Origin of the sequence: Trichocoleus sp. AS-A1, from assembly GCF_039962015.1 — a bacterium.
In the GTDB taxonomy this organism is placed as follows: domain Bacteria; phylum Cyanobacteriota; class Cyanobacteriia; order Cyanobacteriales; family FACHB-T130; genus FACHB-T130.
The window spans coordinates 1-19,821 of sequence record NZ_JAMPKG010000063.1; the positions used below are offsets into that span (position 1 = coordinate 1).

Sequence of the window (19,821 nt, forward strand, 5' to 3'; positions counted from 1 at the left end):
TGTGCATTTAAGCGGATCATGTGGGCGCGGTCGCGCGTCCGTTGCGGCACGGTTTGAGCAACTCGCAACTCGCTTAACATTGAGTCCTCTGCTTCGCTTAAGATAATCCGAATAGGAGCAGGCATAAATAATGGAAAACTTCGTTTAGGGGCTTTATGCCATCTTATATTTAATTAGTCCCAGCTACTTAGTGATTGCCAAACCAATAATGGCGTTTACCTGTGGATTTCCCTTGGCAGTTAGAACGAGATAACCAGTCGCACACGCTAATAACAAAGCGTAAGTGATGAGCATTCCTGGAATTAATCGGCAGAGTAGAGCTAGGGTCAATCCGCCCGAAAAATACAAACCGAACTCAGAGATGTTCCCAGAGAACCGATACAACTTAATTGCCTTACTTTCTTCTACTTGAGATTCATCACAGAGGTAATCAGCCTCTTGGTGAGGCTGATGATTACTAGGGTTAAACATCAGCTTTCACCTTTAATTAACGACCGCTGAACCAATCACCAATACCTTGCCAAAATCCTTTCTTACACGCACTAGAACGAGAGCCGTTGGTGATTAAATCCTTGCGCTCATCCCGCTCTTTTCTTACCTGTTCTACCAACGCTTCCCGTCTCTCCATTTGAGGGATTTTTTCTTGAATGCGACGTGTGCCGTTTTGGTGCCGACGTGCCACAATTTGTAACGCAGTTTGGAAGTCCATTCGTTCGAGCATGAGGGCGCTACGTCCATCTGCATCCAACAGCCTGACACCGTTTGCTGCTTTCTCGCTCATCATCCGGATGTGCTGCTGGTAGCCTTTTCCGGCGAGGAATACATTTAAAATTTGTTGATCGATTTTCTTGGCAGCAGCAGCGGCGTCCTTTTGGACATCTGCTACAAATTGTTCGTACTTCACTTGCCCTTCAATCAGGGTTTTGAAGTGTTTTTCGAGGATGGGTAGCACTTCAATAAGTCGATCCATCGCAGCGGCTCTATCTGCATATTCTGCGAGCTGCTGGTCAGTCATGTTTGGGAGTTCTGCTAGGTCAATCCCAAAGTAGTTTTTGGTTAAACCAACCAGGTTTTTATCTAGCGCGTGTACCCGATGAACGGCTGATTTTTTCGGTTGATACTTGACGATGGCGGTGCTTTTAGATAATCCAAAGTCCATGATTAATTCCTTGTAGTGAAGTGCGATTGCCTTCAACACTGAAAGCGATCGCTTGATTGTTTATCGACTCAGACCCAACGCTCTTTCCATGCCTCGCGCTTCCGCTTCAAGTGTTTGGATGCGCTGATACTGCTGTTCAATGACTAAATCTTTAGGAGCGGATTGAGGTGGTTTTGTCATGAAGTAAAACCCAATCCCACCGAGAATTAAAGCGAGTCCGATATAGTCTTTCATTGGTCAATCTCCCTCTGGTACATCCTTTTTGTGATTCGGTAGAGGGGCATTCTGGAGCTGCCCAGGTAAAAGCTAGGGGCTAACAGAATCCCTCCAATTGCAAGCGCTATCGCGTGTTTCATGATTCTTCTTGGCGTTGCTTAGCGGCATACCATTGCCATGCACTGCTTACGATGTGCTGCTCTGGTTCTGGCAGGGAATAAGGTAGTTCGCCTGCATCTTGTCGGCTGAGAATATCAGCGGCTTGAACTGAAAGTTTTTCGGGCACTCCGACACTGCGAAGGTTATCTGCCCAGATTTCTCTGTTAGACACGAGTAACCCCCTTCGCATGAAGTCTTCGATACCCTCCAGCGATCGCTTGCTTGACTTGTACAAGCGCTGCCTGACCTTCTGTAGTGGTACGAAACTGCTGAATGAATCCCTGCACCTGTTGCTGTTGGGAAGGTGTCAGGCTGTCTGGCATCGGTTCAAATAAATCGGCGTGGTCAGCGATTCGTCGCAGGCTGTCTGCAATTCGGTCAGGATGCCCCTGGTGTTCACCCTCCATTGGCAGGAGGTGATCGGCAATATAAATCGGGTTCATGGTTGATTTTCCCGTACGCTAATTGCCTCGACGAGAAATTTGACTAAGCCAAGCTGAAAGTCCCCTTCCAACTCATCAATCAAATCCAAAGCATCGCAAACCTGCTGGCTGAGGTCGCTGTTTTCCACTAATGACCAGGTATCCGCTTGGTCACTTTTAATAACGCAATAAGTCAAAACGGCGTGCAGTTCTTGGCGAGTCAGTTGTTCAAAGTAGCTGCCGAATCGATGTTCTAGTTCGGCAATGACTAAATAAGCCCGGTCGGATTTAGCGGCGCTGACCCAGTAATTAAGTGGCTTACTGGCTACAAGTTTTGGCATGATTGAAGTTACTCCTGATCGTGTGCTTGATGGGAGCCAGTACCCCGCGGTGAGAGCCTGAGAAACTTTGCCGCGGGTTACTGACAAACTTTTGAAAATTAAGCGGCTTCATCTTTGTCGAACAAATCACCTAAGTCGGCATCAAATTCAAAATTGTCTGACAAGGATGCTTTTAAAGCTGGTGCTTCGCTAGATTGACCGAGCGATACAACCTTATTGCCACCACTAGGAACCCAATTCATCAACCAGCTAAACAACTTGGTGAATGGAACTTGCGAAGCCATCTGTTGAGCCAGCCGATGTTCATAAACAATCCGATTGGCTAGTGTGGTTAAATCGGCAGCCGTTAATTGATTCACTGGCTTACCCAAAACCCTTTCAGACTGGGACTTCAGATACTGTTCAATGTCAGGTTCAACTCGAACTCTGGTGTTCTCTGCCATTGCTTATTTCCCCCTTGCTAGTCGTCCTTCTGCCATCCGTTGCAATCCAATTGCATTCGCCCAGCTTCCCTTGGGAACAGCGGTAATTCCTTGAGTCGCAAGCATCTTTGCAACTCCTGGCATTTCCACCCCTCCCCCCCACGCAACAAAGCTTTGAGCAGAGTCGCGCCACTCCTGAATTTCTTTAAAGGCGAGGCGTAGGCGATCGCTTAACCACAGCTTGAGATGACGGGCGTAAATGCTGCGGAAGTTAAAGCTACGGGTGCCATATTGAAAGCTCTGATTCTCAATTCCTTGTCGAATTGTCTCGACATTTCCTGCCTTCCCCGAACCCAAGAACTGAATGAGTTCGCTGTCAGATGCAATCGCACTGAGTAGGTCGATACATCCGCCCACTTCCAAAACTTGACGATGGATAATTGCACCACTAGGAGCGAATACAGTTGGAATCACTGTAGAAGTTCCAAAGTCAAATGCAATGGCATGAGCAGTTCTATCAATTAAGGGTTCGGGTTTCGATGAAACGCAATATCCGTAGGAACCTGCCCCTTCAGGCGTAACTAAACTAACTTTGAGATTCACTCGTGAGTGTGACGTGTTTCTGCCATTGAAACTAATTACATGAGGGCCTGATGTTTTCTTCATCAATGGGGTTTGAAATACTTGCTTGTTGTGGATGGACAGCACTAAATGCAAGTTCCACTCTGGGCGGAAAGGTAGAGTAGCCAAGCCTCCTAATAACGTGTGCAAAGCATATTCGACTTTTAGCACCGGGTCATCACTCAACTTAATGTGAGTGGTTGGTGCTTTCCATGCCGCGAGAGTTCCAGTTAAGAATTCTCGTCCGATTAAGTCTTCTCTTTCGCCTGAGTAGTAGAAGAAATGTCCACCTTCTTTTGAAGTAAGAACATCATGTAATTCTTCTTTAATTTCCAGCACTTTTGAGGGCGTGCGAACTTTCATTTGCTGGCTACCACTACCAAATACCAGCTTGACCAGTCCTGCCCCGTTATCGACTCCAGCGGCGATTGCTGGGGTACTTCGGGTCAGTTCAGCCTGCGTTGGCTGGGTCATTACCATTGCTCAATTCCTCCAAAATTTTAAGGTCGAATCCGTCTATGCCGCTTGTTGTCGGCGGTTGAGATGATTTTTGGTAATAAAACTCTGTCACCCAATTTCACCTGATTTTGCTATACGGTGAGGGTTTTGGGCGTTTTTGGTCTATGTCTGTTACGATAGCACAAAGTGAATTAATGTGATTCACTTTGATTTAATACAGACAAAATAAAGTTAAGTTAAGCGAACTTTCTATGTATCAAGGGGGATAAACTTATGGACATGGCAAACCGTGTTCCAGTTGATTTGGAAGGCTTACGAGAGCGCATAGAAAATGCACGCTCTGATTCTGCATGGAAAGAGTTATCGCTATCTAAAAAGGTCAGAATCCTTTTGCTGGAGCGATTAGAGGAGGTTGAACAACATCAAAAAGAAACCCTTTCACCTAGCAACAAGGAGGAATGATGGGGAGTGATCGCACTAAGATTTCTGATCCAAGAAAAATTGGGTAGCCTCGCTCACTACAAAAACTCGCAGTGTATAAATAGTACAAATATACTATTTTTATGCTTTAATAAGTTTTCATTGGGTTTATTTCCAACAAAGAATAAACCCCAAAAATAAGCAAAAAAAATGGAGGCAAGTTATCCAAGAAGAACCCAGTCTATAGAAGACTGAAGGCACCACCAAAAATAACTCACCAACCAAGCTTTAATATTTTCAATACATTCATACTACCCTGACTCCCGGTAATTGTCGATGAATGTAAAGGTTGTACATAGGTTAAGAGAAATTTGACGAGGAGTAGCTTTGGGGAAATGAGAATCACTGGTGATACCGGAAATCTTCCTATGCTCTGAAAACTGATTGTGTAACTGCCTCCTTCACAACAAACGAAGGAGCATAAACCCTGTGCAAGAATTGACAGCCGTTCAGCCCGTTGAAGAAAACAATCAAGCCATTGCGATTGACCAGCAGCAAGCTCCAGCAACCTCACCGCCTCAACCTCCTAAATTAAAGCAGTTCGATATCCGAGAATGGGTGGAGCGCTTGACGCCAGTAGAAGGCAGAAAGAATCAATACCTCTGCCCGGTGTGCGAGGGAAAGCTAACCATTAACCCAAACAATGGAGCTTATAACTGTTGGGTCACTGGGTGTGAACCGAAAGATATTCGGGAAGCGATCGCGCCTTTGAGCCAAAAGAACGGCGATCGCTTTCCACGGATAATCACCACTTCAAAGAAAAAAAAGAAGATCGTTCCAGCTCCTATCCCACAGGGTGAGCTGAACCTTATCAGGCTCTCTGCACCGGCAACGGATTCACCTCAACCCTCTACAAGGTTTGATAACAAGCACGGTGAGGTATCCGAAATTATTTATAACTATTCTGAAGATCAGTGGGCAGTTCGCATTCAGTGGGCAGATGCCACTGAACCCAAAGGGTACGATAAAATTTTCCGCATCTGGCATCGAAATGAGGAAGGAAAAGCGATTCCTCAAAAAGGCGATCGCCCTTGGATGCCGTACCGTCTAGATGAAGCATTGGACGCAGCTAGAGTTACACCTAATCTTCGCGTCCTCCTAGTTCAAGAAGGAGAATCGTGTGTTGAAGCATTGAGAAAAATCGGACTAGCTTCAATCACCCTTCAGGGCAGCGCTTGGAACAATGCTGGTTTGGAAAGCATGGTGCAAGCAGTTAAGCCGCACATAGGCTGCCTGGTTCATCTAAAAGATAACGATGAAACAGGTGCTAAAAAAGCCCAAGAACTTTCAGGCGTTTGCGCCAAGGCTGGATTGCCATTTTTAATTATCGATCCACTTAACATCCATCCAGAGCTACCCTCAAAGGGAGATGCAGTGGATATTTTAGGAGCAATGGAACCAGAGGAATTTATTCGACGGCTAGAAGAGGAAATCCACCTAGCCGTAGAGATGCGGCGTCCTCAGAAGGTGGAACCGCAGGCAGAGGAATGGGCTTCACCAGATTCTTCATTAAGCCCTACATCAGACGATCCTTTATCAATACCGGATTCTCTAGGCGATACCCCATTCGACCCGAACCCGAATGAGGAAGTTACTCAGCAAGTTCTAAACCTTTTCTATCAAGACAACCCCTGGATTTGCCTGAATGGAAAATTGTACGAATGGAGCGAGACTCATTATGAGTTACGCGATGACGTGTCGGAATTACGCCGAATTTCGGACTTCTGCAACACTTATGCAATTGAAACGAAAAACGGGAATAAATACCCCTACGCCAATGCAGGCAAAGTGAGAGGTGTTCTGGACTGGGTCAAGATTCGCTTAGGAGTCGATCCGTCTCTGGTTAACCCTCCTGGATTAAACTGCACCAACGGGGTTCTAGAGATTTATTGGGAAGGGTCAACTCCTAAATGGGAATTGATTCCTCACGATCCAGACAAGTATTACATTTATCCGCCAATCGCCACTTACAACCCAAACGCCGATTCTCAACACTGCGATCGCCTACTCGCTATTTTGGACGAACCGCAGCGGGAGATTTTCTTGAGAACAATTGCTGCCTGTCTCGACTTACCGACAGTTCGGAAATATAAGGGACGGTTGGTTAGATGTTTGTTACTCAGAGGACATGGATCGAACGGAAAAGACGTTGCAAAAGAAATTACATCCGCAATGCTCGGATATCAAGGCATCTGTAGTGCTACCATCTCAGATTTTGCAGCATATGATTCAGGAAATAGATTTGGTCTAGCTCAACTCCCAAATGCTCGCGTTGTGTGGAGTTCCGAAAACGCTAATTTCGCTAAGCTCGACAAGGTTCAGAGTTTGAAGGCTTGCGTTACTGGTGATACCCTTTTTGCCGAAAGGAAGGGAAAAGATGCGTGGGAATTTAATCCAAAGGCAGTCGTGTTATTCAACTGCAACGACACTCCCAACCTGCAAGGAAGTTTGGAGGCAATCACCGGGCGCTATGGGGTGCTGACATTCAACAAAACTTTCAAAATCGGTGCAGACCCTAGCAAGGGAGAACTGGAAGCAGACCCACGATTTAAATACGATCGAGAATTTTTGCAGAAAGAAGTTCTCCCTGCTTTCATAAATAAAATTCTGGCGGCATTGGTTGCTCTGATGAGCGAGGGCATCGACTACAGCTGCACTCAGAAGGCACTCGAAGAAATCCAAGCCGAAAACTCACACCTGTTCCAGTTCTGCCAGGACACAGGATTAGGCTACGACCCGGAAGGAATCCTAAAAGTTGGCGACGTTTGGGAGCGGCTTAAGCACTGGTACGAGGAAAACGGAACGTTGACTTATAGCGACGCTAACAAGCCTATTTGGACTGACCAGGCTAAGAGGAGTGATGGAAATGTTAAGGGGATGAATCAAGTCCTAAAACGTTTTTTGGAACTCTTCCCCAAAGCTAAAAGAGTCACGTTAGGGAAAGGCAATGTCGGCCTCCAAGGCATTAACTTTTCTAAAATCCCATCTGATGGTGAGGCAGTGGGTGAGGCAGGTAAGGCAGTGGTGAGGCAGTTGGTGAGGCAACAACCCTTGCTACATAAGGATGGTGAGGCAGTCGGGGCAGTTTCCTTACCCCAAGAAAAAAATGAAGAAATAGAAAATAGAATTTCATTTCATTGCAACGAAAATTCCGATCCGGATTCAAATTCTAATCAAGTTCAAAATTTGCCTCGACTGCCTCACCATCCAGACTCAGTAGGGGATACAGCCTCACCCACTGCCTCACCCACTGCCTCACCAGATACGTCAACTGCCTCACCCGTTATTGAGAAGCCAAAATTTGAGCTTTACTCCGCGGTTGCATTGGTTGACCGTGGCCTCCTCACTTCTAACTGGTACGGATGTATTCAGGATTTCCGTGACAACGGAAAAGAGGCGTTAGTAGGTTGGAAAGAGCGTGGAGGTGAACCAGACGTTGAGAGAGACTGGTATAAGCTTTCGGAGCTAAGACTGATTGAGCGGGATAGAGGCGTTGAATTTTAACTGTGCGTAGCGATCGCTCCTTATCTTTGCGGTGCAGATTGGTATGCGCTGGGAAAGAGCGATCGCGTCCAAATTCTTCTCCAAATTTCTCTAAGTTTCGAGTACCAATTGGCACTTGGCAGGGTAAAAATTAGGGTGGCTCAATGCCGACCCCAGTGGAAGCAATGGCAAATGTGTTCGCGCTAAAGATGGGTAAAATATTAACGCGAACACTATTGAGGCAAAACTATGCCCAAAAAACGCTGTGGCTTCGGATTCGATTGCGCCGGATGAGGCAAAAATCAGGGTTACAAGCAGATCACTGTGGAAATTGAGCGGCGTAATCGGTTGACTCAATTGCGATCGCAGCTAAGGGAAATTCGGAAGCGGCTGGCAGAACTTCAGGTATTTCTAAATGCCGATTAGTTTTAGTGGTCAAGCACCGCGTGCCAATTGGCACTTATGAATTCATCTACTCAAAATCCAGCTGAAAGATAGCGGTAAACTTCTAGGTATTATGCAGAAGAATCTATTGCAGGCAGAAAACGAGGCTATAGACCGTAACCAATGACTCAACAGCCGCAAATTAGCTGGAAGCGAGTAGCCTTCAAAGTTGGGATTGGGATGCTTTTATTGCTGGGAATAGGACGCAATCAGAGAGCGCGTGTATCGCTCACACTAGCGTTACAGGAGTCCCCAGGATGAAACAGGATGCCTGCCGATGAGAATTTACAACAATTCCTAGACCGTTGGATCAGAGCTAATTCGCCTAAGGTCTGATGCTGTTCACTACGTTTCGTTTTATCCCCTCTCGAACCATTTTTCTATAGCCAAAGTTGATAGGGCATCCCAAAAATCTGGCTTTTCTGTACTATTCCAACATCCTAAATATCTCTCTACTGCGACCGGAGTACGCGATTTACTTGATAAGCTTTGAAACATATGAGGGCGTTTTTCAGGTAGTATCTGCTCCCATTCCTGCTCCGTTCTCATCTTGCCAATCCCCTCTGTTACATGACCGACATGAGAGATAGTCTGTCCATTCGTCCAAACACGTAAACGACCAACTATAACCTTTCTAGAGCTACGCAATAAGTAGGTATTAGGAGTGGGCAACCAAAGAAATAGGATGGGCTTTTGTGACTTCTGCTGAAAACATATTTCTGCACAGAGTTTCGTCTTTCCAGACCCATATTGGATAAGTCTTTTATCAACCATCTCCTTCATTCGTCGATTAAAAGTAAGAATTTTACTTCTTACTCTGAGAAAGCCTTCTTGTTCTTCCTTAGTGCAGCCCCCTAGCCATTTAACAAGGAGTTCTGGGGGTTCAGGAATACTACCTATCCCTAATGATTCAATTGGTTGATATGGAATTAGATATTTCTTTTGAACAAATTCCTGCCCTAGCTCTTGGAGATGAAACTGGAACCCTTCCTCATCCTTAGTGATAAAGAAATGAAAAAACTCAAAGTCAAGACGGCTGTACTTGCTATCAATTAAGTTATGTCGGTGATAGCTCGGTGCGATTCCAATGAGCCGAACTGGACGAGAATAGTCAACATCTTGCAGAAATGGTCTTTCTTCTAAAAGGCTTGAATAGTAACGGGTTAGCTGCTGAGTCAGGTACCGATCTTCTACATTCTTTAACTCTAGAATGACAAGACCTCTGTCATCATCCACCGCAAGAATGTCACATATTTCGCCATTAGAAACGTGTTGCTGTTTGAGAGGAGTAACACCAAATAGTTGCTTGAGATTGCCCCATACAAATTTCTCCAATGCCGCTTCACTAGCAAACTCCCATCCACTAGGAGTTTGATGCAATGCTACTCCGCTGATCACAAACAATTTACTCCAATTGCTACAGAAACGCCTATTCGATCTACTAAAGATACAAATTTTGAGTGACTTTTCCAAATGTTTGAACAGAGCGAGCGGGAAATGTAGTCATAATATTGCGCCTCGATCTCTGACCACCTCAAATTTCTGACTCTGCTGCAATTCATTCAAAATGGTGGCATTGCCATTCCCAAAGAGATGCAACTCATCCTAAGCGCGAGTCATGGCTACATACAACTGCCGACGAGCAAAGGCAGCTTCTTCCAAGTTATCACCACAGCAGCTTGCAAACTGCCACCATCGGCGGCAAGTTGGTCTTCACCATCTTCGTCTTCGGAGCGATCGCTAACCCTACACTTTGGCAGCGCACTTTCCCCGTACCAATTGGTACTTACTTTCGAGCGACGCAATAGCAGGAGTGCCAATTGGCACTTACTCTTCAGGCTAAGGACTAAGGCAGAAGGCAGCGGTATATTACAGGTTTGTTTATCACACCTTCTCATCTGCGATAGTCCTAACGTTCCCAGATTGTGAGAATAGATCGCGCATTGTCCTGATTTCACCTACCCTCGAAGTTAACTATCAATAGTCCGTGAGGAGCTAGTTTTTCCTATATGGCTTATGTGTGGCTGCTAAAGTTTGGGGTCAATGCTGATAATAAGTTGGTTAATATTGCCGATGTCCCTAGCGGAAAAAGTGATTTAATCTGCCCCTATTGTGGAGTCAAATTAGTCGCGAAGAAGGGCCAAGTCAAAGAACATCATTTCGCTCATACCGGGCAAACCTGCTGCTCCGTAACGGTTAAGCGAGAGTTTCCCACCCTACCTTTGTATGACAACTTCAATATCGAGCTATCAGGTCAGGCACTACAATTGCTAAAACTCCTGTGGAAATCATGCGGTCAGAACGGATGGAGCATCCCCTTCTCTGGTGAACTCAAGCCATTAATCAAAGCCAAACTATTACAGAAGAATCCCTATCAAAATCCTCCCGGCTACGAGTTTACCCAACTTGGTCAGATTCCAGTTGGAGCGTTGCCATTAAAGGAATTTAATCAAATTCAGGAGCCACTTCTCCTTAAGAAGTTAGCTGATATAGAACGTCAGGTGAAACTGGCTAAGGTTCTTAAAGCCCTAGATTTGAAAGAACGTTCAATTGATTTATGGCTTTACCGAACTCAGCTCAAAAGAATTCTGGAGCATCGCTTGTACTATCTAGAAGTAAAAACTGATAGTGAAACTCTATCTAAAATTGGTATAACTAAGCGAACAATTGAAGAACGAATGGTAGAAATTAGGCGGGATTTATACTGCCACTATAAAACCGTGGAACTTAAGGTACTGGGTACTTGGGAACACAGAGGCAACGTTGAGCTATATTTCAAGCATCGTTACCAGCCGTTAAACTATCGATTGGGTAGTTTAACTGAATACTACAAATTTGGTACTGAGGCGAGTGCAGTATTGAACGATTTGGAACAGATGTACCTCAAATGTCTTAGTCAAGTAGAATTTGATATTTTGATAGAGGATGATAAGCTAGCACCTGCTAGGGTTGAAAACCATTGCCTGTGAAAACGTCTCTTTTCAAAGACAATCCTCAGCTCAATAACCATGCTTCAACAACCCAAACCAGAACTTGACATTACACTCCTAATGTCAATTGGTGCTTAAATCCCTGCGAATTGGAAGGATAAGAAGCAAGTTCTTATCCTTGGTAGTCAGCGAGTACTTTCTGCTCTCGAATTGCTGAAACCTTTATCAGGAAAGACACTCATCCACTTGGATAAGTGTCTCTATTCCAATCGCTGCTGAATGTGCGCTCGCGCTTATTCTAAATTCCCTGCTTTCTTAACAGCTTGTTTCAAGTCTTCAAAGGTAATATTACCCTCTTCATCGTGATACGTCGCTAGCAGTACCTGGGGGCTAGTACCTGTTTCTGCTGAAATGACTGCATTTAACGCAGGGCTTAAATAAAGCTCATTACTCGATACTTTGCCATCTTGGTCGCCATCCAAGGTATTAAAAAGAGATTGAAGCTCTTGCTCAGTTGCCATAAGTTTCTATCTGAATTAGTTTTTTCAATTCAATATCCCAGAATTTAAAAAAAGATGCAAGGAAAGTTAAGATTTATCATTAGCAAACTCTCTCTGTAACCCTGACATAGGAAAGTTTTGCTTGGCGACACGAAATTGTCTCGATGTCATTTAAATTGGCACTGTACAAGTTTGTCCACCTTCACTTGAACCTGTCTTTATCCGATGTGCAGCACATTCTCCTTGTCCTGTTTCATCAAGAGAAAGGCGATCGCTTTCTCAAACGTTAGCGATCGTGGAGACGCTGTACCAATGCTATATCGACATAACTTGCATCTCCAGCATCACCAGCAAGAACACTAAAGGGTTGCTCTGGTTCTCCCAGGTGATTTAATACCAGTATGGCACCGGAAAAATCTTGGTTTTGCGTGTATTCGTTGACCGTAACCACCGTTTTCAAACCTAGTTGGCAGGCAGCTTCTAAACCTTGGTACGAGTCTTCAATCACAAGGCAATCTTGGGCCTCTAAATCCATCATCTGTAGGACATATTGATAGACATCTGGTGCTGGTTTTTTGGCAGGAACGATATCACCAGCGGCAATTACCTCAAACCAGTCAGGGCTATTGGCTCCAAGGGTATGTTCCAATAAGGCAGTAACATTGGGGCATGAAGCTGTTGTTGCGATCGCCAAGCGAACTCCTTGAGTTCGGGCTTCTTCTATCAATCGCTTCACTCCTACGCGCAACGGCATAGCCCCCTCAGCCGCCAATTGTTGGAAGCATTTGATTTTGGTCGCATGAATGTCGGCAATAAATTTGTCAAAGTCAGTCGGTGGCTCGAAATCCGGTTGATACTGCTCCAAGTAAAAGCGAATGCGTTCCTTTCCCCCCGTAACCTCAAGTAACTCTCCATACAGCTCATCTGACCAATCCCAATCGAAACCAGCTTCAGCAAAAGCACGATTGAAAGCAACGCGATGACCATCTCGCTCGGTATCTGCCATCGTTCCATCAATGTCAAAAATCAAGGCACGCAGTTGTGTCATCGTAATTATTTTCCAGGTGTTCTTGAGGTAAGGCTACCAATCAATGAGGTTAGAACTGATTAAATCTCTTCAAAGTTGCCGTAATTGTAGGCGTTGGATCGGGACTGGGTGCTGCGCTCGCTCGCTCGCTTACTCCGCAATATTGCTGTTGAATCTGTCCATGCTCTTGGTGACGATTATGTTCATGCCCTAGAAGCACAGTAGGCGAAAGCATTCGGGAAAACCGAGCAAGAAGCTGAGGATGCTGGAATCTTTGCCACCTTGGAATTGGAGTACGGAGTGTCTGCTTCCAAGAAGCTAGCTGCATTTGTGTAACTCCATCTAACTGTGTTCAGTGTTAAGCAACCGACTGAACTCGGCTTTGATAATCCCATAACACTCGCAGGAGATCGCTTCCAGGTCGGCTTGATTCAGAATGGTGATTTTGCCACGGCTGTAGCGGAGCGTTCCCGCTTTGCTAAGGGTGCCCGCAGCTACTGTAACGCCAGAACGGCGCGTGCCTAGCATCTGGGCGATAAATTCTTGAGTGAGGGTAAACTCGTCTGATTCCACGCGCTCCTGAACGGTTAGCAGCCACCGGGCAAGTCGCTCTTCTGTTCTATGCATACGGTTGCAGGCGACTCCTTGAGAAACCTGAGTCAGCAAAGCTTGCGTATAGCGCAATAGCAGGCTTTGCAGTGCCCCTCCCCGGTTAAACTCAGATTTGAGCTGCTCTGCCTTCATTCTCATGCCATTGCCTGCGACCTGCACAAACGCTCGGTTGCTCGTTTTGTTGCCTCCTAAAATTATGGGGAGACCCACCATTCCGTCATTGCCCACCAGACCGGCTTCGACAGTCGAGCCATCTTCCATCACGCAGACTAAAGAAACAATTGCGTGATGGGGAAAATAAACGTATTCAATGGGTTCGCCAAGTTCGTAGAGGACTTGGCTGAGTGGGAGCGAGACGAGTTCTAGGTAGGGAACTAGGCGTTCGTACTCCGAAGCTGGCAAAGCGGCAAGAAGTCGATTTTTTATCGGCTGATGAGGAGCTTTGGGTACTGACATGAGGAGTTTCCTTAATTTAGCCGTGTTAGAAAAGGCATCTAACGGCAGTAAGGAGAAGAGATTCAGTAACCCAATCTTAATACCAAAAGGTGTAGTTTCTAGATAGAAAGCCGCACGTTTAACAAGTTAAAGTTCTACAGCAGCTTCCTTATCCTGTATTCATCCTAACGTGGTTTGAAGTATTCTCACATTAATAATATTTCCTAGATTCCTAGAGCAACTTTCTAGGTTATGTTGCAAAAACTTGCTGAAAAAAGTTTGGGTACAGAAATCGGGATGTAATCGCTGATTCTATATAAACTCTCAGCACTTTACTCCTAAATACATCGCAGCACTCCCGACCAAAAGGAACAGGATGTCGAATGATGCTCACCAGCACCAACTCTCCTCTTCTTGACCACTTTTGAAACAGTTAATACTCTAAACGCTTGATTGTGCTGTAAAACTTAAGGCGAATTTCCATTTCCGTCTGCACTCTCCCTTGATTCCTCACTCACGGCTAGCGGCACTGTCGCAGGGAATTCACCTTGGATCAAGCCATTGCCGGATAAAATCCGAGCGTTGTTCCGCTTGTTTAGCTTTTGCTTCATAACGCTGTGCTGACAAGATTTGGTTGCGCTCGCGCGAATACTTCGCCATCTTATACATCAGCTCCACACGCTTTTGTAGAGAACGGATTGCCGCCCACAGTACCGACTCCTGAGCCGGGGACTGTCCTGCTACCAGAGTCTCTACTGAATAAGCGTGCCCCATGCGACAGATGTACTGGAGCAACCCGCTCTTATTTAGTTGGAACAAATTGCCGCCACAATCTGGACAAGTAAAGCCTGAGAAGGTTCCATGCTTTCTCAGTTCCCGTAAAGCGGCTCCATCTACTTCCACAACGTCGATATCCGTCTCAAAAGTGCTGGCTGTTTCCTCTTCCACAGGTTCATGGGCTAGACGCACTAAAACCGGGGCGATTGACGACAGCGGCAGGATAAAATCAACCTCTGTGTGTTCGATGGCACTCTTTGGCATTCCTGAGAAAAAGGCGTCTGTTAGGTCTTGAACCACAGCTACACCGCCTTGTCGCTTCAAATCAATCAGTCCCGCCGTGCCATCGTCGAGGGTGCCTGACAGCACCACCCCAACTACCCGGCGTTTGTACGCTCTCGCTGCGGTGCGAAATAAGGGATCGACTGCCGGACGAGTACCTTTCTCTTTTGCCCCCTGCACCAAACGGATGTATCCGCGTTTCACCAGCAGGTGGTAATCTGGCGGTGCCACATAAATCCGCCCTAGCTCAATTTTCTCGTTGTTTTTAGCATGGTCTGCGTGCAAGAAACCTTCGCGGTTCAAAAGCTGCGGCAGAACACTCTGACCCCACGCTGGAAAGTGAACGACGACGAAAATCGCAGCCGAAGATTCGGTGGCAAATCAGCGACCAATTGAATCAAGGCTTCCACTCCCCCTGCGGAAGCTCCAATAACAATAATGTCGTGACCAGGCATTTGCCTCTCCTGAGCGAAGAATGGGGAAAATCTATCCAATTGATGGAATAGGGTAAAAACTCTGCTCAATCAGGATGATTTAAGCTCCGGAGGTTTTAGCAGATTCCGACAAGGAAAACGTGCTTAGCGCGAAGCTCTATCCTTCACTCGCCAAGCATCTTTTTGAGAGAACCGCTATTTTCTGCCTTCGTCGTAAAGTTTGAAAGCAACGGAATTTTCAAAGCTTTAGCTTGCTTCTAACTAAGATAACAGCTAGTGTTTCACTCATCTTCGCGCTGGGGAATGAGTTTAGTCTGAACTTCTTCCGAGTAATTGGAAAAAGTGTTTCAATTCGTCCTGTAAACAGTCGTTTGTCAATGAAAATTTTCATGCCCTTTGCTCCAATTGAAGCGAAGGAAGGAGCAAAAAATCCCCCAGCTACAAGAGCCGGAGTACAAACCCCATCGAAAATTAATTGCAGTTGTGTCACTGGGTTAGGTGTGATTGAGTAAACGTGATATCTCCCTAACTAAGCTATCTGGTTCGATGGGTTTTGAGAGATGTTGTTGGAATCCAGCGATTAGTGCTTGTTGCTGGTTGAAATCCCCAGCATAGGCAGTAAGGGCGATCGCCTTCACTTGTCCGCCTTGCTCTGTTGACAAAGTTCTCACCTGTTGCATCAACATATAGCCATCCATATCTGGCATCCCAATGTCACTCAGCAGCACAGTTGGCTTGAATCGCATGAGCATTGTCAAAGCTTCGGCGGCAGTCGTTGCAGTCATGACCTTTGCTCCCGCTTCTTCCAACACAAACGCCACAAACTCCCGTGAATCCGGTTCATCATCCACGACTAACACTTGAATCCCGTTTAAATCAGAAGCTGGCTCTGACGATTGACTGCTCTGATTGGCGGTTGCCTGTATGGGCATAAGTGGAAGTTTGACGGTAAAGGTTGCACCCATCCCAGTCCCTGAGCTTTCGACTCCGACCGTCCCCCCATGCAGTTCGACTAAGTTTCGCGCGATCGCTAGCCCTAATCCCAGCCCACCAAAATTTCGGGTTGTGGTGGCATCAGATTGGCGAAAGTAGTCAAACACATAGGGCAGAAAGTCCGATTCAATTCCCTGCCCAGTGTCGCTGACTGTAATCTGGGCATGAGAGTCAAGGCGCTCCAACCGAATGTTCACCTGTCCACCTGCCGGTGTGAACTTGACCGCATTAGAGAGCAGATTCCAAATCACTTGCTGCAACCGAGCGGAATCTCCCTGAACCAGACCCACATCCAGGTCAAAGCTTGCCTCGACTTGGATTGACTTCGCTTCTGCTGCTAGCCGTACCGTTTCCATCGCCGCCTGAATGATGGAGGCCAGATTGAGCGAACTGATATTCAGGTTGAGCTTGCCTCGGAGAATTCGGGACACATCCAGCAAATCTTCAATCAAGTCTGCTTGTAGTTGGGCATTACGCTCAATTGTCTTTAATGCCAACTGGGTTTTGGCAGCATCTAGCTTGCCGTTCTGCAAGAGTTTTGACCAACCCAAAATGGGATTGAGGGGCGTTCTCAGTTCATGGGACAGCACCGCCAGAAATTCATCTTTGATCCGATTGGCGTTCTCGGCGGCCTCGCGTGCGATTTGTTCTTGCTGTAAGAGCTGTTCTCGTTCAGCCTGGGCGCGTCTAAACTCTTCGATATCTGTGCTAGTGCCAAACCACTGTACAATTTGTCCCTGCTCATCACGAATAGGGATCGCCCGCGAGAGAAACCAACGATAGGTCTGAGTAGCCCAGTGTTTCAAGCGAAATTCAACTTGATAAGGTATTTCTGTGGCAAGCGCAGTCCTCCACATTTCACTCGTCATCTCAAAATCATCGGGATGAATTACTTGAAGCGCATAGTAAATGTCTTGAGTCTGCTCTAGGGTCAGTCCGGTATAAGTAGTCCATTGCTGATTCACATATTGCGTTTTGCCTCCAGCATCGGTTATCCAAACCTGTTGCGGCATCGCGTCCGCGAGCTGGCGAAATTGCGCCTCCCGTTGCCTAATTGTGGCTTCTGCCTGTTTGCGTTCGCTGATGTCGGTAAACACGATTGCCACCTGGTGCATTGCGGCATCGCCGACCCGCGAAATCAAAACGTCAAACCAGCGTGAGAGTGCATCCGATCGCACTTCAGTGCGAATAGACTCACCTGTGTGAATGACTTGTGCGTAGAGGTCATTCCAATATTGTTTCAGTCCCGGTGCGAGTTCGCTTGCTGTTTTGCCTTCTGGGTTGGCAATGCCGGATTGCCGCTCGAATGCGGGATTCGCTTGCAAAATGCGGTGATCAACCGGCTTACCATCGGCATCGAATAGCACTTCAACGGTGCAAAAGCCTTCGTCGATCGACTCAAACAACCGGCGATAGTGTTCTTCAGATTGGCGCAGGGCGACTTCTGCCTGTTTATGCTCGGTGATATCTACCGCCGTTGCGTAAAGCACCCGTTCTTCTAAGTGGGGCTGCGCTCTCCAGAGCAACCAACGGTAGTCGCCCTCTTTGTGCCGATAGCGGTTTTCAAATGCCAACGTTTCGGAGCCAGATAACACGCTGACGCTTTCCCCGACCGATGCGACAATATCGTCTGGATGCAGAAAATCAGTCCAGGGGCGGGAGGTCATTTCGTCCGGTGTCCAGCCGAGAATGCGCTCAAAGGCGGGGCTGACCCAGTGAAAATACCCGTGGCTGCTCATAATCACTTGCAAATCTGACCCAAGCGCCAGAAAGCGATCACGTTCCTGCTCCACTTTTTGCCGTTCGGCTTCGATGCGCTTTATCTCGGTAATGTTGGTAAATAAAGCAGCAAATTGATGACTTTGTGGCGCTCCAATGCAAAAGGCGTTGACATTAAACCAACGGTTCATTGCACTCGCTTGCTGCTCAAAGCGAACGGGTTCCCGGTTTCGCACAAGGCTGCCATAAATCTCAAACCAGTAGGCTTCATGATTGGGAACCAGTTCCCGCATCGTTTTACCACTCGCTTGCTCCAATCCGGTTAGCCGTTCAAATGCCGCATTCACTTCCAGATATCGATAGTCAATCGGTTCCTCGTTCTCATCAAACAGCACTTCACAGATGCAGAAGCCCTGGTCGATTGACTCGAACAACGTACGGTATTTTGCTTCCGATTCGCGCACGGCGAGTTCCATGAGCCTGCGTTCCGTGATCTCCCGTGAAATGCACAACAATCGCTCAACTTGCCCATTAGCCTCTCGAATCGGGCTAATTTTGTGATCCCACCATTTGAGTTCGCCGTTGAGTGTTAAACAAGCTCCTTGAAAGGTACAAACTTCGCCGTCTCTTGCAAGGGCTATTGCTTCAATTGCCGCTTCCTTTACTGCTCCTTGCCAAAATTCTGCCCAAGACGTGTTGAGGAAGGGGGTTATATCCCGAATGCCCAGCCGCACTTGCCCCGCTTGGCTCATGAATAGAATTCGCCCTTCTAGGTCAAATACTTTGATGCAGTCATCGCTACTGTCGAGGAGCTGCTGATTAAACTCCTGGCTTTGACGCCACGCCGTTTCAGGAATTCCCTGCGAACTTTGAAGTGAATCTTTTTTTGCCAAATCCGAGTCAGAGCTGTGGAGGCTATCATTCATGGGTCTCCTCCTCACTTCCAGAAGTCTTTGAGAAGTATTTGACGAGCAAATCTTTACCTGTATCGCCCATCTGATGCAGCAAGTGTTCAATCTGCTTCAACGCAATCGGCAAGGGCTTAGTCCGCCCATTCTCCCAACGATTGACGCTCTGAAATGAAACCCCTAGCTTCTGTGCAAACTTCGCTTGTGAGAGTTCCAGACGTTGCCGCGTTTCCCGCACGAGAGATGTTAGGTCGGACTGGTCAATTACAGGCATGAGGCACAAGCCATCAAGTTATATTCTCACCAACTATACCAAGTGTTATAGCTGACCTTCTACCTATCAATAGACAGAACCTTTGCAATACAATCGGGTCAAGAATTGATAAACAGCTCAGTTAAATAACTCTTTTCTACTCCCTCATCGAACCTATTTTTAAAAGTCAGAAAACTTTGGCTGATCAATTACTCTTTCAATGTTGAAGATAAGAGGACTTTTTTTGATGAATAACCTATCTCATAAGTCGGTTAATTGGATGACCAGAAAATTAGGCATTTACAAGTAGTGATCCTGATGCAAGACTTAAGAGAAATTAAACGGGATAAAATTGCTTCTCTTCCCAGTCGTACTTCCAGCCCCAACCCTCTGGATCTAAACTTTGACTTTGAGGCGATTATTCTCATTTCGTCCCAATTGGGACGGGTCTCCGGTAAATCCCAATGGTGTAATCGCGCTAAGCAAATTTATTTATGATTCGGCAGCGGTTCTCGTGAATCCCGCACAATTCTCATCACGGTGTTTTTTGAAAGCCCCAGTGACTCGGCAACTTTCCGGTAGGACAGCCCTTGCTGTATTAGCTCCAGCACCTTTGATTCTTTTTCTCGAACTAGTACTCTGTCAAAGGTAGTTTGATGGGTAGTAATAAGGGCTAAGCTAAAAAAATCCGGCTTTTGTATGCACTAACTCCTACCAAGTCTTCCCATGAGTAAGAAATATATTG

Annotated in this window: 25 protein-coding genes; 5 read left to right on the forward strand and 20 right to left on the reverse strand. The window is 46.4% G+C overall.

The window, feature by feature from the left end; translation table 11 throughout:
• Positions 1-183: 183 nt before the first annotated feature.
• The 8 genes from NC994_RS26540 to NC994_RS26575 form a co-directional block, all read right to left on the reverse strand.
• A complete protein-coding gene (locus NC994_RS26540) occupies positions 184-471 on the reverse strand; it encodes a hypothetical protein (protein WP_190431385.1) in 288 nt (95 codons plus the stop codon).
• Between the two features lie 16 nt (positions 472-487).
• Positions 488-1,159 carry a hypothetical protein gene (locus NC994_RS26545; protein ID WP_190431387.1) on the reverse strand — a complete coding sequence of 224 codons (672 nt, stop codon included), beginning with the start codon at positions 1,157-1,159 and terminating at the stop codon, positions 488-490.
• 60 nt (positions 1,160-1,219) lie between these two features.
• Positions 1,220-1,393 carry a hypothetical protein gene (locus NC994_RS26550; RefSeq protein WP_190431389.1) on the reverse strand — a complete coding sequence of 58 codons (174 nt, stop codon included), beginning with the start codon at positions 1,391-1,393 and terminating at the stop codon, positions 1,220-1,222.
• A 118-nt stretch (positions 1,394-1,511) separates the two neighbouring features.
• A complete protein-coding gene (locus NC994_RS26555) occupies positions 1,512-1,706 on the reverse strand; it encodes a hypothetical protein (protein WP_242030589.1) in 195 nt (64 codons plus the stop codon).
• Entirely contained in the window at positions 1,699-1,977 is a 279-nt protein-coding gene (locus NC994_RS26560) for a hypothetical protein (RefSeq protein ID WP_190431393.1), read from the reverse strand. The genes NC994_RS26555 and NC994_RS26560 overlap by 8 nt, the downstream gene beginning before the upstream one ends.
• The gene (locus tag NC994_RS26565; RefSeq protein ID WP_190431395.1) at positions 1,974-2,297 is read right to left on the reverse strand and encodes a hypothetical protein; all 324 of its coding nucleotides are present in this window, start codon (positions 2,295-2,297) and stop codon (positions 1,974-1,976) included. The genes NC994_RS26560 and NC994_RS26565 overlap by 4 nt, the downstream gene beginning before the upstream one ends.
• A gap of 98 nt (positions 2,298-2,395) precedes the next feature.
• Positions 2,396-2,740 carry a hypothetical protein gene (locus NC994_RS26570; RefSeq protein ID WP_190431397.1) on the reverse strand — a complete coding sequence of 115 codons (345 nt, stop codon included), beginning with the start codon at positions 2,738-2,740 and terminating at the stop codon, positions 2,396-2,398.
• Between the two features lie 3 nt (positions 2,741-2,743).
• A complete protein-coding gene (locus NC994_RS26575; protein WP_190668084.1) occupies positions 2,744-3,820 on the reverse strand; it encodes a hypothetical protein in 1,077 nt (358 codons plus the stop codon).
• Positions 3,821-4,072: 252 nt separating this feature from the next.
• On the opposite strand from NC994_RS26575, the gene NC994_RS26580 reads away from it, so the two are divergent.
• Both NC994_RS26580 and NC994_RS26585 read left to right on the forward strand, forming a co-directional pair.
• A complete protein-coding gene (locus NC994_RS26580; RefSeq protein ID WP_190431401.1) occupies positions 4,073-4,261 on the forward strand; it encodes a hypothetical protein in 189 nt (62 codons plus the stop codon).
• Between the two features lie 447 nt (positions 4,262-4,708).
• Positions 4,709-7,783 carry a DUF5906 domain-containing protein gene (locus NC994_RS26585; RefSeq protein ID WP_190431403.1) on the forward strand — a complete coding sequence of 1,025 codons (3,075 nt, stop codon included), beginning with the start codon at positions 4,709-4,711 and terminating at the stop codon, positions 7,781-7,783.
• A 298-nt stretch (positions 7,784-8,081) separates the two neighbouring features.
• Here NC994_RS26585 and NC994_RS26590 read toward each other — a convergent pair whose 3' ends face one another.
• From NC994_RS26590 to NC994_RS26600, 3 genes are all read right to left on the reverse strand, one after another.
• Entirely contained in the window at positions 8,082-8,222 is a 141-nt protein-coding gene (locus tag NC994_RS26590; RefSeq protein WP_190431405.1) for a hypothetical protein, read from the reverse strand.
• 341 nt (positions 8,223-8,563) lie between these two features.
• Positions 8,564-9,604 (reverse strand): recombinase RecB, encoded by a 1,041-nt coding sequence (locus tag NC994_RS26595; protein WP_190431407.1) that lies wholly within the window; start codon positions 9,602-9,604, stop codon positions 8,564-8,566.
• A 224-nt stretch (positions 9,605-9,828) separates the two neighbouring features.
• The gene (locus NC994_RS26600) at positions 9,829-10,104 is read right to left on the reverse strand and encodes a hypothetical protein (RefSeq protein WP_190431409.1); all 276 of its coding nucleotides are present in this window, start codon (positions 10,102-10,104) and stop codon (positions 9,829-9,831) included.
• A 111-nt stretch (positions 10,105-10,215) separates the two neighbouring features.
• On the opposite strand from NC994_RS26600, the gene NC994_RS26605 reads away from it, so the two are divergent.
• Positions 10,216-11,175 (forward strand): competence protein CoiA family protein, encoded by a 960-nt coding sequence (locus tag NC994_RS26605; RefSeq protein ID WP_199299394.1) that lies wholly within the window; start codon positions 10,216-10,218, stop codon positions 11,173-11,175.
• 254 nt (positions 11,176-11,429) lie between these two features.
• Here NC994_RS26605 and NC994_RS26610 read toward each other — a convergent pair whose 3' ends face one another.
• Entirely contained in the window at positions 11,430-11,657 is a 228-nt protein-coding gene (locus NC994_RS26610; protein WP_190431410.1) for an EF-hand domain-containing protein, read from the reverse strand.
• Between the two features lie 143 nt (positions 11,658-11,800).
• Between NC994_RS26610 and NC994_RS26615 the strand changes: the two genes are divergently transcribed.
• A complete protein-coding gene (locus NC994_RS26615; RefSeq protein ID WP_277878741.1) occupies positions 11,801-11,926 on the forward strand; it encodes a hypothetical protein in 126 nt (41 codons plus the stop codon).
• On the opposite strand, the gene NC994_RS26620 is transcribed toward NC994_RS26615, so the two are convergent.
• The 7 genes from NC994_RS26620 to NC994_RS26650 form a co-directional block, all read right to left on the reverse strand.
• Positions 11,923-12,684 carry an HAD family hydrolase gene (locus NC994_RS26620; protein WP_190431412.1) on the reverse strand — a complete coding sequence of 254 codons (762 nt, stop codon included), beginning with the start codon at positions 12,682-12,684 and terminating at the stop codon, positions 11,923-11,925. The two genes, NC994_RS26615 and NC994_RS26620, sit on opposite strands and share 4 nt — an antisense overlap.
• Before the next feature lie 321 nt (positions 12,685-13,005).
• A complete protein-coding gene (locus tag NC994_RS26625; RefSeq protein WP_190431413.1) occupies positions 13,006-13,731 on the reverse strand; it encodes a Crp/Fnr family transcriptional regulator in 726 nt (241 codons plus the stop codon).
• Between the two features lie 522 nt (positions 13,732-14,253).
• Positions 14,254-15,126: a chemotaxis protein CheB gene (locus tag NC994_RS26630; protein ID WP_190431428.1), complete on the reverse strand. Its 873-nt coding sequence runs from the start codon at positions 15,124-15,126 to the stop codon at positions 14,254-14,256.
• Positions 15,069-15,224, reverse strand: a complete 156-nt coding sequence (locus NC994_RS26635) for a hypothetical protein (protein ID WP_190431417.1) — start codon at positions 15,222-15,224, stop codon at positions 15,069-15,071. The genes NC994_RS26630 and NC994_RS26635 overlap by 58 nt, the downstream gene beginning before the upstream one ends.
• Positions 15,225-15,441: 217 nt before the next feature.
• On the reverse strand, positions 15,442-15,693 hold the full coding sequence (locus tag NC994_RS26640; protein ID WP_190431418.1) for a hypothetical protein: 252 nt from the start codon (positions 15,691-15,693) through the stop codon (positions 15,442-15,444).
• A gap of 4 nt (positions 15,694-15,697) precedes the next feature.
• Positions 15,698-18,841, reverse strand: a complete 3,144-nt coding sequence (locus NC994_RS26645; protein WP_190431420.1) for a PAS domain S-box protein — start codon at positions 18,839-18,841, stop codon at positions 15,698-15,700.
• Complete coding sequence (locus NC994_RS26650; protein ID WP_190431422.1) at positions 18,834-19,097, reverse strand: helix-turn-helix transcriptional regulator; 264 nt, start codon at positions 19,095-19,097, stop codon at positions 18,834-18,836. The genes NC994_RS26645 and NC994_RS26650 overlap by 8 nt, the downstream gene beginning before the upstream one ends.
• Positions 19,098-19,394: 297 nt before the next feature.
• Here NC994_RS26650 and NC994_RS26655 point away from each other — a divergent pair, with 297 nt between their 5' ends.
• Entirely contained in the window at positions 19,395-19,574 is a 180-nt protein-coding gene (locus NC994_RS26655; protein ID WP_190431424.1) for a hypothetical protein, read from the forward strand.
• Here the strand turns inward: NC994_RS26655 and NC994_RS26660 are convergent.
• Positions 19,565-19,777: a helix-turn-helix domain-containing protein gene (locus NC994_RS26660; RefSeq protein WP_190431430.1), complete on the reverse strand. Its 213-nt coding sequence runs from the start codon at positions 19,775-19,777 to the stop codon at positions 19,565-19,567. The genes NC994_RS26655 and NC994_RS26660 overlap by 10 nt on opposite strands.
• Positions 19,778-19,821 lie beyond the last annotated feature (44 nt).